A 14,290-nucleotide genomic window follows, 5' to 3' on the forward strand; every position below is an offset into this window, starting at 1 on the left:
TTGAACGTGACCGACGCACGACAGCGCCTCCAGGCATCGCGGTTCCGCTTGTTGTCCGCAGGCAACAAGCGGAGCAGCGCAGTGAGATGACAATCATCATAGGAGCTTGGCGGCGCGCTTCAACGCGGCGGCCAGGGGTTTTGCACCGTTCCGGCAGGGGCGGTTTATACGGCCGGGCGCCCTTCAATTGCCCGGCGAACGCGCCTATATTCCGGCGTTTCTTCGAGAGGTGAGAATGCTCCGACCCGTCCGTTTTGCTGCTATATCGGCCCTGTGCACGCTGGCTTTGATGGGGAATCTGTCCCCGGCCGCAGCCCAGGACCGCCGCGTGCCGTCCTCGCAGGCCGAGCTCCAGCTGTCCTACGCGCCGATCGTGCAGCGGGTGCAGCCTGCGGTGGTCAACGTCTATGCCGCCAAGACGGTGCAGAACCGCAACCCGTTCCTGGACGATCCGATCTTCCGCCGCTTCTTCGGCGTGCCCGGGCAGCAGCCCGAGCAGATGCAGCGCTCGCTCGGCTCGGGCGTGATGGTCGATGCGTCCGGCCTCGTGGTCACAAACAACCACGTGATCGAGGGTGCCGACCAGGTGAAGGTCTCGCTCGCCGACAAGCGCGAATATGAGGCCGAGATCGTGCTGAAGGACAGCCGCACCGACCTTGCGGTGCTCAGGCTGAAGGAGACCAACAAGGAAAAATTCTCAACGCTCGACTTCGCCAATTCCGACCAGCTGCAGGTCGGTGACGTCGTGCTCGCCATCGGCAACCCGTTCGGCGTCGGCCAGACCGTGACGCACGGCATCATCTCGGCGCTCGCGCGCACGCAAGTCGGGATCACGGATTATCAATTCTTCATTCAGACCGACGCGGCGATCAACCCCGGCAATTCGGGCGGCGCGCTGGTCGACATGACCGGCCGGCTCGCCGGCATCAACACCGCGATCTTCTCGCGCTCCGGCGGCTCGCAGGGCATCGGCTTTGCGATCCCGGCCAACATGGTGCGCGTGGTGGTGGCCTCCGCCAAGAGCGGCGGCAAGAATGTGAAGCGGCCATGGCTCGGCGCGCGGCTGCAAGCGGTCACGCCGGAGATCGCGGAGACGCTGGGGCTGAAGCTGCCGAGCGGCGCGCTGGTCGCCAACGTCGCGCCGAACAGCCCGGCGGCGAAGGCCGGGCTGAAGCTGTCCGACCTGATCGTCGGGATCGACGGCACGCCGGTCGACGATCCCAACGCGTTCGACTACCGCTTTGCCACCCGTCCGCTCGGCGGCAGCGCCGAGATCGAGGTGCAGCGCGCCGGCAAGCCGGTTAAGCTGACCGTGCCGCTGGAGACCGCACCCGACACCAATCGCAACGAGATCGTGCTGACCGCGCGCTCGCCGTTCCAGGGCGCACGGGTCGCCAACATCTCGCCGGCGCTGGCCGATGAGCTGCATCTCGATGCCGGCGCCGAAGGGGTCGTCGTCACCGATCTCGCCGATGACGGCACCGCCGCCAATGTCGGCTTCCAGAAGGGCGACATCATCCTCGCCGTCAACAATGAGAAGATCGTGCGCACCAGCGACCTCGACAAGGTATCGAAGGCGGGCTCGCGGATCTGGCGCATCACCTTGGTGCGCGGCGGCCAGCAGATCAACGTGACGCTCGGCGGATGAGCCCAAAGAGACCGCACCAGACCAGCAATCTCTTTGCTGCGGCGGGGATGGAGCAGGACGCGCCACACCCGCTGCCGGACCGGCTGCGTCCGCGCACGCTGGCCGACGTGGTCGGCCAGGACCACATCCTCGGTCCCGACGGCGCGCTGACCCGCATGCTGGAGACGCGGACCTTGGGCTCGCTGGTGTTCTGGGGACCGCCCGGCACCGGCAAGACCACCGTCGCCCGGCTGCTCGCCGACGCCACCGAATTGCATTTCGAGCAGATCTCCGCGGTGTTCTCCGGCGTCGCCGATCTCAAGAAGGCGTTCGATGCCGCGCGGGCCCGCCGCGAGACCGGCAAGGGCACGCTATTGTTCGTCGACGAGGTGCACCGATTCAATCGCGCGCAGCAGGATTCCTTCCTGCCCGTGATGGAGGACGGCACCGTGGTGCTGGTCGGCGCCACCACGGAGAACCCGTCCTTCGAGCTCAACGCGGCGCTGCTGTCGCGCGCCCGGGTGCTGGTGTTTCACTCGCTCGATACCGCCGCGATCGAAAAGCTGTTCGCCAATGCCGAGAAGATCGAGGGCAAGAGCCTGCCGCTCGATGCGGAAGCGCGCGCCGTGCTGGTGCGGATGGCCGACGGCGACGGCCGCGCCTCGCTGACACTGGCCGAAGAGGTCTGGCGCGCCGCGCGCAAGGGCGAGGTGTTCAACGCCGAGCAGTTGCAGGCGATCCTGCAACGCCGCGCGCCGATCTACGACAAATCGGCCGACGGCCATTACAATCTGATCTCGGCGCTGCACAAGTCGGTGCGCGGCTCCGATCCGGATGCGGCGCTGTATTATCTCGCGCGGATGCTCGATGCCGGCGAGGACCCGCTGTTCCTGGCGCGGCGCGTGGTGCGCATGGCGGTCGAGGATATCGGCCTGGCCGATCCGCAGGCGCTGGCGGTCTGCAACGCCGCCAAGGATGCCTATGATTTCCTCGGTTCGCCCGAAGGCGAGCTCGCGATCGCGCAGGCCGTGGTCTATCTCGCCACCGCGCCGAAATCGAACGCGGTCTACACCGCGTTCGGTGCCGCGATGCAGACCGCCAAGCAGGGCGGCTCGCTGCTGCCGCCGAAGCACATCCTGAATTCGCCAACCAAGCTGATGAAGTCGGAGGGCTATGGCTCCGGCTATCAATACGATCACGACATGCCGGATGCGTTCTCCGGCCAGGACTATTTCCCGGAAGCGCTCGGCCGCCAGACCTTCTACGATCCGCCCGACCGCGGTTTCGAGCGCGAGATCAGGAAACGGCTGGATTACTGGGCGCGGCTGCGCAAGGAGCGCGGCGGGAGCTAGGCCCCTCATCGCCAGCCAAGCGAAGCAATCCATCTAGCCAAATATGCAGAAGCCCGGCGAATAGCGGAATTACTGTTTACGTAAGACGTAATTCCTGATAACGTCCATGCTGTGATTGTCAGCTACCGAGACAAGGTCACCGAACGATTTGCCTCCGGACGGCACGTCAAGGAGTTCTCAGGGTTCGCCCGGCAGGCCGAGATGCGTCTTGATCGATTGGAGGCGGCAACCAGCCTTGCTGATCTGGCGGCGTTACCTGGAAATCGACTGGAAGCGCTGAAAGGCGACCGCACCGGTCAATTTTCGATTCGCATCAACGATCAATGGCGGGTCTGTTTCCGGTGGCCGGACGGATCGCCTGGCCCGGTCGACGTTGAGATCGTAGACTATCATTAAGAGAAGATATTCATGTCACGCACACCCATCCATCCCGGAGAGCATCTTGCGGAAGAGCTGCGTGAACTCGGCATCACGGCTGCCGAACTGTCGCGCCAGATCGATGTTCCCGTGAACCGCATTACCGGCATTATTCACGGTCAACGCGGCATCACCGCCGACACGGCACTCCGGCTTGGGCACTGGTTTGGCACGACCCCGCAGTTCTGGATGAATCTCCAGCAGCTTTACGAGCTAAGGGTCGCTGAGAAAGAGGTCGGTACCCAGATCGCGGCCCTGCCGCGGCGCGCGGGTCGCTCGTCAATTCGCAAGCTTGGAAAAACCGCATGAGCCGCCGCATCAACAGAACCACATCGCCGGGCGATCGTGCCAAAGGGCGCGACAAGGACCGCGGCAGCGATCGCGGCAAGGAGCGAGGCAAGGGCGCGGCGGTGCAGCGTGGCCGCAAGCCTGACGATCGCAAAGTTGACCGCAAGTCGGGTGATCGTCCGTTCGCGCAGCGCGCGGCCGGAAAGCCGCCGCGCTTTGCCGCGCCGCGCCGCGACCGCGAGGAACGAGCCGAGCCCGCTGCTGCGAAGCAGGCTGCCGAGCAGCCCTTGCCGACCAAGGTGCAGACCGCCGTCGTCACGTCAGACGAGAACGGCATGCGCGTCGACCGCTTTCTCGAGGCGCGGTTTCCGGGCCTGTCGTTCTCCCACATCCAGCGCATCGTCCGGAAGGGCGAGCTCAGGGTCAACGGCAAGCGCGCCGATTCCAAGGACCGGCTGGAAGAGGGCCAGAGCGTGCGGATCCCGCCGCTGCGGCTCGACACGCCGAAGACATCAGGCACGCTTTCGGAGGCCGAGGCGAAGACGCTGCAGGCGCTGAAGGAGATGACGCTGTACGAGGACGACGACGTGCTGGTGCTGAACAAGCCGGCCGGTCTCGCCGTGCAGGGCGGCTCCGGCATGACGCGCCATGTCGACCAGATGCTGGAGGTGATGCGCGATGCCAAGGGGCAGAAGCCGCGGCTGGTGCATCGCATCGACCGCGAGACCTCCGGCTGCCTGCTGATCGCCAAGACGCGCTTCGCTGCATCGTTCCTGACTGGCGCGTTCCGCCACCGCTCCGCGCGAAAGATCTACTGGGCGCTGGTCGCCGGCGTGCCGAAGCCGAAGCAGGGCCGCATCTCGACCTACCTCGCCAAGGAGGAGAGCGAGGAGGACAGCATCATGCGGATCGCCGAGCATGGTGACGAGGGCGCCAGCCACGCCGTGACTTATTACGCCGTGGTCGAGGCCTCCGCGACCAAGCTCGCCTGGGTCTCGCTCAAGCCGGTGACCGGCCGCACCCATCAATTGCGCGCCCATATGGCGCATATCGATCACGCCATCGTCGGCGACCCCAAATATTTCAACAAGGAGAACTGGCAACTGCCGGGCGGGTTGCAGAACCGGCTGCATCTGCTCGCCCGCCGCATCGTGATTCCGCACCCGCGCGGCGGTGTGATCGATGTCAGCGCGCCGCTGCCGCCGCACATGCTGCAATCCTGGAATCTGCTCGGGCTCGAGGCCGATCGCTTCGACCCGATCGAGAATGCGCCCGAGGAGTGACATCAGGGCGCCGTCCCTCGTATCAATCGCGGACAGCAAGAACGATCAAACCGCGCCGCATACAGCCTTTATGGTGCCGCGCGCCGGACCATTGCCGGCGTGCAATCCTGAAAGAGGCTGTCCATGACCGCGATCTGGCTCCGTGTCGCGCTTGTTCTTATAGGTCTGGCCGTCAGCTCGGCGGCGTCAGATGCCGAGACCGTGGTGCTCCGCGGCGGCACGCTTTACGCATCGGCCGATGCGACCGCGCTGCCGGATGCCGTGATCGTGACGTCAGACGGCGTGATCAGCGCGGTCGGCAAGTCGGGCGAGGTCACGGTGCCACCGGATGCGCGCCTGATCGATTGCAGCGGCAAGACCATTGTTGCGGGGTTCTGGAACAGCCATGTGCATTTCACGGAGCGTGTCTGGCACAACGCCGGCGCAGCGCCGGCCGCGGTGCTGACGCAGCACATGCAGGAGATGCTGACGCGGTGGGGTTTCACCACGGTCTGGGATCTCGGCTCCGATCCAAACAACACGCTGCCCCTGCGCAAGCGCATCGCCGCGGGCGAGGTTACCGGTCCGACCATTCTGCTCGCCGGCAACATCTTCCCGAAGGGCGGCCATCCCGTCTATGTCCCGAGCGAGGTGCAGCTGCCCGAGGTCGCGACGCCAGAGGAGGCAGCAAAATGGGCGCGCGACTGGCTCGCGATGGGCGAGGACGGCATCAAGCTGTTCACCGGCGCGTTCATGGGCGACAAGCCCGTCGTGAACATGGACCCGGCGATCGCCAAGGCGGCCGTCGATGTCGCGCACGCGCAGGGGCCGGCCGGTGTTCGCGCATCCGCAGAACAAGATCGGCGTCGAGACCGTGATCGCATCCGATGTCGACGTGCTTGCGCACACCACGCCGAGCGAGCGCGCCTACACCGACGACCAGCTGGCGCGGTTCAAGGCGCAGGGCACTGCGCTCATTCCGACGCTGGGGCTGTTCACCACGGTCGTGCTCGATCCCAACGTCACCAACCGTCTGATTGCCGCGACCGTCAACCAGCTCAAGCAATTCTCCGACAACGGCGGCACGGTGCTGTTCGGCACCGATGTCGGCTTCACCACGCAGTACGACACCGCGCAGGAACTTCAGCTGATGCACCGGGTGTTGTCGGAGCGCCAGGTATTGGCGTCGCTGACGACCAATCCGGCGCGGTTCTTCAAGGCGGCGAAGAAGGGCAAGGTCGAGCAGGGCTTTGATGCCGATCTCGTGGTGCTCGACGGCGATCCGCTCGCCGACGTCGGCAATCTCGCGAGGGTGAGCACCACCATCCGCGCCGGCCACGTGATCTATCAGAAGCCGTGACAACAGGCGGGGGGGGGAGGCCGCGGCAGCTGGCCTGAACCCGGGCGATCGCGCCACCTATTCGCGCACGCGCTGGATCTGTCGAAGCAGACCAAGCGCCTCGGTGCGTCAGGGCAAGGGCAAGGGCGTACATCAGCCAGCCGGCAACCGCGCTGAATTCGTCGATAACGACCATCGCGGACATTGCCAGAATTCTTTGTCCGATAGTAGCATCGGCGCGTGGAAGGCAGCGGCAAATTTTGCCATTCTCGACTTCAGCGATGGCTGTCGCTCGGATCGCCTGAATCGATTTGATTGAAATACTCATTTCTGTCCGGCGCGAAAAGCTGCGCCTGATGAGAGATTCTGAATTTTTAGTCACCAAGAGATTTTTAAGGAGACCAATATGCGCAGCCTGTTCATTATGCTTGTCGTCATCACCACCACCAGTCTCGCGTCGGCCCAATCCGAACTGGTCAAACGCGGCGACTACCTGGTCAACGGCGTTCTGGCTTGCGGCAATTGCCACACGCCCAAGGGGCCAAACGGTGATGTCCTGGAGAAGGCGTTCTCGGGCGGAGGCTACTGGGACGAGCCGCCTTTCACGGTGCATGCCGCGAACATTACGCAAGACAAGGAGACAGGCATCGGAAGCTGGAGCGATGCCGATATCAAGAAGCTGCTGCGTACGGGGGAAACCCCGAAGGGCGTGCATACCGCCATGATCATGCCGACCAGCTTCTATCACATCCTCACGGAACACGACCTCGACGCGGTTGTCGCATACTTGCGCACGATCACGCCCATTTATAACAAAGTGCCCGATCCGATCTACAAGGTGCCGCAAATCGAGCACGTTCCGCCGGGGGGCGAAAAGCCCTTCGACGAAACCATGATGAGCGACAAGGTACAGAAGGGATTCTATCTCGTCACGATCGCGCATTGCATGTCCTGTCATACGCCGATCGGGCCGAAAGGGCGGGAGTACACGAGCAAGCTGGGCGCAGGTGGCGTCAAATTTCGCGGGACATGGGGTATGTCAGTCTCACGCAACATCACACCCAATGGGGTTGGTGCGTGGAGCGACGATGAGATCAAGCGTGCGATCACCGAAGGTGTCAGCCGCGACGGTAGCCGTCTCGGTCGCCCGATGGGGTACCATTACTATGCCCGGATGAGCTCCGATGACCTTGATGCCGTGGTAACCTATTTGCGCACGGTGCCCGGCAGCGTGGAGTGAAGTCTCGACGCAACGAAATCCGCCGGGCTTTCGGGCCGGCGGATCGTTAGGTCGCGAGCTGCGGTGGTCAGCGGTTCCAGCCGCCACCCCGGTCCCAGCCGCCGTCATGGTCCCAGCCGCCATCGTGGTGATGGCCGCCGTCGTCAAAGAGCGATCAATCGGATGTGCCATTCACCGACTGAATTGCGGAGATAGAGAGACGCGCAGGCAATCGGCAGAAATTTTTCGGCGTCGCCGGGCGCGTCATTCGAGTCGCGCCGCCCGAGGCTTGGTTCCAGCGAACGGCTTCGGAGCTTCGGGCAGAGGGAGCATCGAGATCAGCGTCTGAACTGCGCCAGAAACATCCGCAACGAATCGTGCGGGCTCTCGACATCGGAAATCACCCAGCCGTCGGGGCCGTTGACGACGATGAAGTTGAGGGTGACGTTGCGGCCCTGATTGTCGAACGTGACCGTCAGGTAGGTCTTGTCGAACTGCCGGCGCAGGATCGCGATCGAGACGGCGCCGAGCTGCCAGGCCGGGCTCTGCACCAGGAAATCATAGGGCGCGTCGTGCGGGGCCGACCACGCCGCGCGCAGGCCGGACTCGAAGAATTGCCGCGCCGTGGCCTCGTCGCGCGGCAGCCCGGCCGAAAGCTCCGCGCTGCCTTTGCCATAATGGGCGTAGACATTGCGGATCAGGGATTCCGGCGAGCGGAACCCGGCGCCGGCGGTGGCGGCCCCGAAAACCGCCGCAACCAGCGAAACACCCGCGAGGAATTTGCCGCGTCCCATCAGCTTTATTTGCCGTTGCCGCTGACATATCTTGCAGGGAAATCCCTCCGAACGAAAGCCTGCCGGCGCAATGCGCGAACTCTTCGAAGACGTCCCCAACCAAGCTCCGCTCGATCCGCAGGAGGCGGTGCGGCGCCACATCCGCGCGCCGCAGCGCAAGCGGTTCTACACCAGCGCAGCGGTCACCGAGGCCGATGGTGGATTTTCGATCACGCTGGACGGCAAGCCGGTCCGCTCGCGATCCGGCAAGCCGATCGCGGTGCCGACCCGTGCTATCGCGGATGCGGTCGCTGCGGAATGGAATGCGCAAGGCGAGACCATCGATCCCACCACCATGCCGCTGACGCGGCTCGCCAACAGCGTGATCGAGGGCGTGATCGATCGCGTCGACGAAGTCGCCGACGATGCGGCCAAGTTCTTGGGCAGCGACTTGCTGTTCTATCGCGCCGGCTACCCCGACACGCTGGTGGCGCGCGAGGCCCGGCATTGGGATCCGATCCTGTTCTGGGCGGCGGATGCGCTTGGCGCCCATTTCGTGATGGCCGAGGGGGTCATGCATGTCGGCCAGCCCGAGCCAGCGATCAAGGCGGCGCGCGCCGCGTTCCCGACCGATCCATGGTCGGTCGCCGCACTCCATGTGGTGACGACGCTGACCGGCTCGGCGCTGCTGGCGCTGGCGCTGGCGCATGGTGTCCGCGACGAGGACCAGGTCTGGGCGGCCGCCCATGTCGACGAGGACTGGAATATCGAGAAATGGGGCGTCGACGAGGAGGTGGCCCAGCGCCGCGCCGCCCGCCTGGTCGATTTCAAGGCCGCCGCCGGCGTCCTCCGGGAGCTCAAGTCGGCTACCGGTTAACGAGGGGTTTACGGCGCCGGGCTAGCCTGCGGTACGTTCCTCGCGCCTCGCCGAGACCTCCGACATGGCAATTGCCGTCAATCCCGTGCTGCCGGTGCTCGCCTCGAAAGAGGCGGACAGCGTTGCGCCTGATCTCACGCTCGAAGCGGGCAGCGTCGTCAATGCGCAGGTGCTGAAGGTGTTGTCCGCCGATCTGGTGCGGATCGCGATCGCGAGTCTCGCGATCGACGTGCAGACCGAGGTGCCGCTGCAGCAGGGCCAGGCCCTGCAACTCGCAGTTTCGCAGAGCAATGACGGGGGCGTCCGCCTGCAACTGGTTGGACCGGACGCGGACAATGGCGACGCCGTGCAGCTGTCGCCGGGCGCAACCAACCTCACCGATGCTTCCCAGCCGGTCGCCACGGCGCCCAGGGCTGTGCTCACGCCACTGGAGCGCGTCACCATCACCGCGACGGCGCAGCACGCGGCCGCGGTGCAGGGCAGCCAGGCGCCGTTGTTTGCCAATCTCACCGCGGTCGCGACAGCCAATCTGCCGCCAAAGCTGCAGGCTGCGATCGCGCAGGTGCTGGCGCAGCAGACCGGCCTCGATCAGAATTTGAGCGGCGATGCCGTCAAGGCCGGCTTCCAGAAATCCGGCCTGTTGCTCGAGGCGACGCTCGCCGCGGGCGTTGCGCCGCCGGCCGGCAGCGCGCCGGATCTGAAGGCCGCGCTGATCGTGCTGCGCCAGGCGCTGACCTCGCTCGGCGCCGGCGATGCCACAAGGCCTGCGACCACGCCACCGCTGCAGCAACCGGCGCTGTCTGGCACCGGCACCGCGCCGAGCATTGTGCCGCCGGCGACGCCCGGCCTCGAGGTTCAGGAGATCCTGCTGCCGCAGGCCCGCGTGCCGGTCGCCGAGGACGTGACGCGCACCGCCACGGGTCTCGCCGGCGCGCTCGCGGGGGCGCTCGATGCCGGCCCCTCGTCGGGCGGCGCGCTCAATCTGATCCAGGAAGCGCTGCACGAGCTCGGCAATCCGGCACGGCAGGGCACGGCGCCTCGCGAGATGCTGCCGGGCGATGTGCCCGTACGCGGCGCCACGCCGCCACCGCCGTTTCATGGCGCGCTGCCGTCCGCGCAGGCGATTGCCGAGCCGTCGATTGCGCCGGGCACGCCGCTCGCAACCGCAGCCCATCGCCTGCTGGAAAACACCGACGCGGCGCTGGCGCGGCAGACGCTGCTGCAGGTCGCCTCGCTGCCCGGCCACGGCGATGCTGCGCGCGCGCAACTCGACGCCATGGTGCCGCGCTGGAACTTCGAGATCCCGTTCCTGACCCAGCAGGGCACGGCGATGGCGCAGTTCGAGATTTCCCGCGACGGCGGCGGCAACGAGGTCGAGGCCGCCAAGCGGGTATGGCGGGCGCGCTTCACGCTCGACGTCGAGCCCGCGGGTCCGGTGCACGCGCTGGTCTCGCTGAACGGCGAGCGCACCGCGGTGCGGATGTGGGCCGAGCGCCCCGCGACCGCCGCGCAGCTGCGCGCCGGCGCCTCCGAACTCAGCCAGGCGCTGACCAGGGCCGAGCTCGTGCCCGGCGAGATCGAGATCCGCGACGGCAGCCCGCCGCAGCCGGCGCCGGCGCGCGCCGGCCATTTCCTGGACCGCGCATCATGAGCGATGCGAAGAACCAGCTCGCGGTCGCGCTGCATTACGACCATGCCGGCGCGCCACGCGTGGTCGCCAAGGGCAAGGGCGCGATCGGCGCCAAGATCATCGAGGTCGCCAAGGCCAACGACATCCCGATCGAGGAGAACGAGGTGCTGGCCGGCGCGCTCTCCAATGTCGAACTCGGCGACGAGATCCCGGCCGAGCTCTATAAGGCCGTCGCCGAGGTCTTGGTGTTCGTGCTGCGGATGTCGGGCCGGGCACGCTAACCTTTCTTGCCATCCTTTCACCACGATGGCATCCACCATCGTCGTCAACCCGAACCACATCAGGTCTGCCGTGATCCATCGCCGCCATGCGCTCGGTCTGCTTGCTGCCGCCACGATCCTGCCGTCGCGCAGCTTCGCCAATGTGTCCTACCAGCGCAGCGAGTTTCGCGAGGATCTAAAGAAGCGGTTCTTCGATCTCGGCACCGAAGGCACTTTCGTCGGCTACAAGATCGAGGACTATCTGATCATCGCGAGCGACAAGGTGCGCTCCGGCGAGGGCAAATTGCCGGCCTCGACCTTCAAGATCCCGAACGCGCTGATCGCGCTCGAGACCGGCGTGGTGCAGGACCCCGACAAGGACGTCTTCAAGTGGGACGGCACGACGCGCAGCATCGAGGCCTGGAACAAGGATCATACGCTGCGCTCGGCACTCGCGGTGTCGGCGTTTCCGGTGTTCCAGGAGATCGCCCGCCGGATCGGCGAGGAACGGATGAAGAAGTATCTCGACATCATCGACTACGGCAACCGCGATATCGGCGGCGGCATCGACCAGTTCTGGGTGACAGGCAATTTGCGGATCGATCCGGTGCAGCAGATCGATTTCCTCGACCGGCTGCGCCGCGGCGTGCTGCCGGTCGGCAAGCGCAGCCAAGAGCTGTTGTGCGACATGCTCCCGGTGACGAAGGTCGGCGACGCCGTCATTCGCGCCAAGACCGGATTGACCGACAAAGAGCACGGCTCACTCGGCTGGCTGGTCGGCTGGTCCGAGAAGGGCAATGACGTCACCGTGTTCGCGATGAACATGGACTGCAAGACCCAAGCGCAGATCGACGCGCGGATGAGCGTGACGCAGCAATGCCTCACCGATATCGTCGCGCTGTGAGGGGCTGATCTACGCGCAGCGCGGCTGGTCGATGCCCTGCGGCTCGACTAGCCTCCTCCGATAAAAACCGGAGGAAATCATGCAATCTTCATCCGTCTGGCTCTCGTCGCTCACGCTGGCCGCGGCGGGCGGCTGGCTCGCGGCCGCGGTGTTCTCGGCGCCGGCCACCAGCAAGGAGCCGCGCTTCCCGCAGCTCACCATGGATCAGCTCAACGACCAGCAGCGGCCGCTCGGCGAGCAGATCATGAAGGTGTCGAGCGTCGGCATCGGCGGCCCCTACAATCCGATCATCCGCAGCCCGGTGCTCGGCCAGCGGCTCTACGACCTCTTCTATTATCTGCGCTGGCAGACCTCGGTGCCGACCCGGCTGAACGAATTCGCGATCCTGATCATCGGCCGGCAGTGGCGCTCGCAGGTCGAGTGGTTCGCCCACGCGCCGCTCGCCGCCAAGGCCGGGCTGTCGACTGACGTCATCGCCGAGCTGAAGGCCGGCGACCGGCCGTCAAAAATGGCAGACGACGAGGCCGTCGTGTACGACTTCGTCACCGAACTGACCACGACCAAGAAGGTGTCCGACCAGACCTATGCGCGGGCGAAAAAGATCTTCAACGATCAGCAGATCGTCGATCTCACCGCGCTCGCCGGCAACTACGTGATGGTTGCGATGATCCTGGCGATGGCTGAGGAGACCGTGCCGCCCGGCAAGGAAGAGCCGTTCAAGGTCGGGGAGAAGTAGGGCGCTGCCCCCACTTCACCTCGCCCCGCTTGCGGGGAGAGGTCGGAATTCAAGCGGAGCTTGAATTCCGGGTGAGGGGGAGTCTCCGCAAATGCACCTATCACCGTATGTGCGGAGACAGCCCCTCACCCCAACCCTCTAAGAGCAAGCTTCGCTTGTCTCGACCCCGTAAGAACGGGGCGAGGGGGCGCACCGCCATCGCTGCTCGACATAGCCTCACTGCCCGATCGCCCGCTCCAACGCCGGCATCAGCTTCGGATCGCGGCATTGCGCGACGTTGAAGCGCATGAAGCCGCTGGCCGATTGGGTGGCGCTGAACACGTTGCCCGGCGCCAGCACGATGTTGTCGGCGAGCGCCGCGCGGGCCACATCGGCGGAGTCGCAGCCCTCGGGCAGGCGGCACCAGAGCTGGAAGCCGCCGCGCGGCATCAGCCACGGCTCGATGCCGATGCGCTGCAGCTTCTCGCCGACGTCGCGACGGGCACGCACGAGCCGCCGGCGCAGCTCCTCGACATGCTTGCGGTAGAAGCCGGTCGCCAAGACGCTTGCGATGACCTCGGTCGCGACCGCGCAGGGGCCGCCGAACCCGGTCGCGACCTGCAGATCGACCAGCTGCTCGACCCAGTCGGCGCGCGCCGCGATGAAGCCGCAGCGCAGCGATGCCGACAGCGTCTTGGAGAAGCTGCCGATCCGGATCACGCGGTTCAGCCCGTCGAGCGCCGCGAGCCGCGCCGACGGCTCCGGCTCGAAATCGGCGAAGATGTCGTCCTCGACGATGGTGAGATCGCAGGCGGTGGCGGCATTGAGCACGCGGTGCGCGGTCTGCGGCGACATCGTCGCCCCGGTCGGATTGTGCAGCCCGGAGACGGTGATGTAGAGCCGCGGCCGCTCGCCCTCGAGCACCGCCTCGAAGCTTGCGACGTCGGGACCCGACGGCGTGTAGGGCACGCTGACGAGCTTGACCTGATGGGCGCGCAGCAGCGCGCGGAAGTTGAAATAGCAGGGATCGTCGACCAGCACCGTGTCGCCGGGGCGCAGCAGGAAGCGGCAGATCAGGTCGATCGACTGGGTGCCGGACATCGTGAGCAGCACCTGCTCGGGCGATACGTCGAGGCCCTCGTCGGCGAACCGCGCCATCAGCGTGCGGCGCAGGGCGAGCGAGCCGCGGGTCGCGCCGTAGTCGGCGAGCACGGCGTCCTCGGCCCGCGCCAGGCCGCGGAACGCGCGCCGCAGCGCCTCGGTCGGCATCCAGTCTGCGGGCAGCCAGCCGCAGCCCGGCTTCAGCGCGCCGCTGGCGGCATCGAGCGATTGCCGCGACACCCAGAACGGATCGACGGCGCGGTCGCGCTGCGGCTGGTCCGGGGCCAGCGACAGCGGCGGCAGCGCCGCGGACGAGACATAGAAGCCTGACCCCGGCCGCGCCCGGATCAGGCCTTCGGCGGCGAGCCGGTCATAGGCCTCGACCACGGTCGAGGCCGAGACGCCCATGGTCGCGGCAAAGCTGCGGATCGAGGGCAGGCGGTCGTTGGCTGCGAGCGCGCGGCTCGCGATCCTGGCGCGGATCGCGTTCATCACGTCGGTGGTCCGCCTCGCCTTCGGCGCCAAA

Annotated in this window: 16 protein-coding genes; 13 read left to right on the top strand and 3 right to left on the bottom strand. The window is 66.2% G+C overall.

Going from position 1 to position 14,290, the window contains the following annotated elements:
* Positions 1-289 precede the first annotated feature (289 nt).
* The 5 genes from ACVIW0_RS15855 to ACVIW0_RS15875 all read left to right on the top strand — a co-directional run bounded on the left by ACVIW0_RS15855 (position 290) and on the right by ACVIW0_RS15875 (position 4,967).
* Positions 290-1,648 (top strand): DegQ family serine endoprotease, encoded by a 1,359-nt coding sequence (locus ACVIW0_RS15855; RefSeq protein ID WP_461353158.1) that lies wholly within the window; start codon positions 290-292, stop codon positions 1,646-1,648.
* Entirely contained in the window at positions 1,645-2,979 is a 1,335-nt protein-coding gene (locus tag ACVIW0_RS15860; protein ID WP_461353159.1) for a replication-associated recombination protein A, read from the top strand. The genes ACVIW0_RS15855 and ACVIW0_RS15860 overlap by 4 nt, the downstream gene beginning before the upstream one ends.
* Positions 2,980-3,090: 111 nt before the next feature.
* A complete protein-coding gene (locus tag ACVIW0_RS15865) occupies positions 3,091-3,375 on the top strand; it encodes a type II toxin-antitoxin system RelE/ParE family toxin (RefSeq protein ID WP_461353160.1) in 285 nt (94 codons plus the stop codon).
* A 12-nt stretch (positions 3,376-3,387) separates the two neighbouring features.
* Complete coding sequence (locus ACVIW0_RS15870) at positions 3,388-3,705, top strand: HigA family addiction module antitoxin (RefSeq protein ID WP_461353161.1); 318 nt, start codon at positions 3,388-3,390, stop codon at positions 3,703-3,705.
* A complete protein-coding gene (locus tag ACVIW0_RS15875) occupies positions 3,702-4,967 on the top strand; it encodes an RluA family pseudouridine synthase (protein ID WP_461353162.1) in 1,266 nt (421 codons plus the stop codon). The genes ACVIW0_RS15870 and ACVIW0_RS15875 overlap by 4 nt, the downstream gene beginning before the upstream one ends.
* A gap of 273 nt (positions 4,968-5,240) precedes the next feature.
* Here ACVIW0_RS15875 and ACVIW0_RS15880 read toward each other — a convergent pair whose 3' ends face one another.
* Positions 5,241-5,765, bottom strand: coding sequence for a hypothetical protein (locus ACVIW0_RS15880; protein ID WP_461353163.1), 525 nt, complete (start codon positions 5,763-5,765; stop codon positions 5,241-5,243).
* Between ACVIW0_RS15880 and ACVIW0_RS15885 the strand changes: the two genes are divergently transcribed.
* From ACVIW0_RS15885 to ACVIW0_RS15895, 3 genes are all read left to right on the top strand, one after another.
* The gene (locus tag ACVIW0_RS15885; protein WP_461353164.1) at positions 5,755-6,306 is read left to right on the top strand and encodes an amidohydrolase family protein; all 552 of its coding nucleotides are present in this window, start codon (positions 5,755-5,757) and stop codon (positions 6,304-6,306) included. The genes ACVIW0_RS15880 and ACVIW0_RS15885 overlap by 11 nt on opposite strands.
* 103 nt (positions 6,307-6,409) lie before the next feature.
* Positions 6,410-6,604: a hypothetical protein gene (locus ACVIW0_RS15890; protein ID WP_461353165.1), complete on the top strand. Its 195-nt coding sequence runs from the start codon at positions 6,410-6,412 to the stop codon at positions 6,602-6,604.
* Between the two features lie 87 nt (positions 6,605-6,691).
* On the top strand, positions 6,692-7,525 hold the full coding sequence (locus ACVIW0_RS15895) for a c-type cytochrome (protein ID WP_461353166.1): 834 nt from the start codon (positions 6,692-6,694) through the stop codon (positions 7,523-7,525).
* 317 nt (positions 7,526-7,842) lie between these two features.
* Here ACVIW0_RS15895 and ACVIW0_RS15900 read toward each other — a convergent pair whose 3' ends face one another.
* The gene (locus tag ACVIW0_RS15900; protein ID WP_461353167.1) at positions 7,843-8,298 is read right to left on the bottom strand and encodes a hypothetical protein; all 456 of its coding nucleotides are present in this window, start codon (positions 8,296-8,298) and stop codon (positions 7,843-7,845) included.
* A gap of 70 nt (positions 8,299-8,368) precedes the next feature.
* On the opposite strand from ACVIW0_RS15900, the gene ACVIW0_RS15905 reads away from it, so the two are divergent.
* From ACVIW0_RS15905 to ACVIW0_RS15925, 5 genes are all read left to right on the top strand, one after another.
* Positions 8,369-9,154, top strand: a complete 786-nt coding sequence (locus ACVIW0_RS15905; RefSeq protein ID WP_461353168.1) for an ATP12 family chaperone protein — start codon at positions 8,369-8,371, stop codon at positions 9,152-9,154.
* Positions 9,155-9,218: 64 nt separating this feature from the next.
* Positions 9,219-10,805 carry a flagellar hook-length control protein FliK gene (gene fliK, locus ACVIW0_RS15910; RefSeq protein ID WP_461353169.1) on the top strand — a complete coding sequence of 529 codons (1,587 nt, stop codon included), beginning with the start codon at positions 9,219-9,221 and terminating at the stop codon, positions 10,803-10,805.
* A complete protein-coding gene (locus ACVIW0_RS15915; protein WP_076858236.1) occupies positions 10,802-11,065 on the top strand; it encodes an EscU/YscU/HrcU family type III secretion system export apparatus switch protein in 264 nt (87 codons plus the stop codon). Before fliK ends, ACVIW0_RS15915 begins: the two co-directional genes overlap by 4 nt.
* Before the next feature lie 70 nt (positions 11,066-11,135).
* A complete protein-coding gene (blaOXA, locus tag ACVIW0_RS15920; RefSeq protein WP_461357345.1) occupies positions 11,136-11,948 on the top strand; it encodes a class D beta-lactamase in 813 nt (270 codons plus the stop codon).
* 79 nt (positions 11,949-12,027) lie between these two features.
* Positions 12,028-12,684 (top strand): carboxymuconolactone decarboxylase family protein, encoded by a 657-nt coding sequence (locus ACVIW0_RS15925; protein WP_461353170.1) that lies wholly within the window; start codon positions 12,028-12,030, stop codon positions 12,682-12,684.
* 216 nt (positions 12,685-12,900) lie between these two features.
* On the opposite strand, the gene ACVIW0_RS15930 is transcribed toward ACVIW0_RS15925, so the two are convergent.
* Positions 12,901-14,256 carry an aminotransferase-like domain-containing protein gene (locus ACVIW0_RS15930; protein ID WP_461357346.1) on the bottom strand — a complete coding sequence of 452 codons (1,356 nt, stop codon included), beginning with the start codon at positions 14,254-14,256 and terminating at the stop codon, positions 12,901-12,903.
* Positions 14,257-14,290 lie beyond the last annotated feature (34 nt).

The organism is Bradyrhizobium sp. USDA 4454, assembly GCF_054822705.1.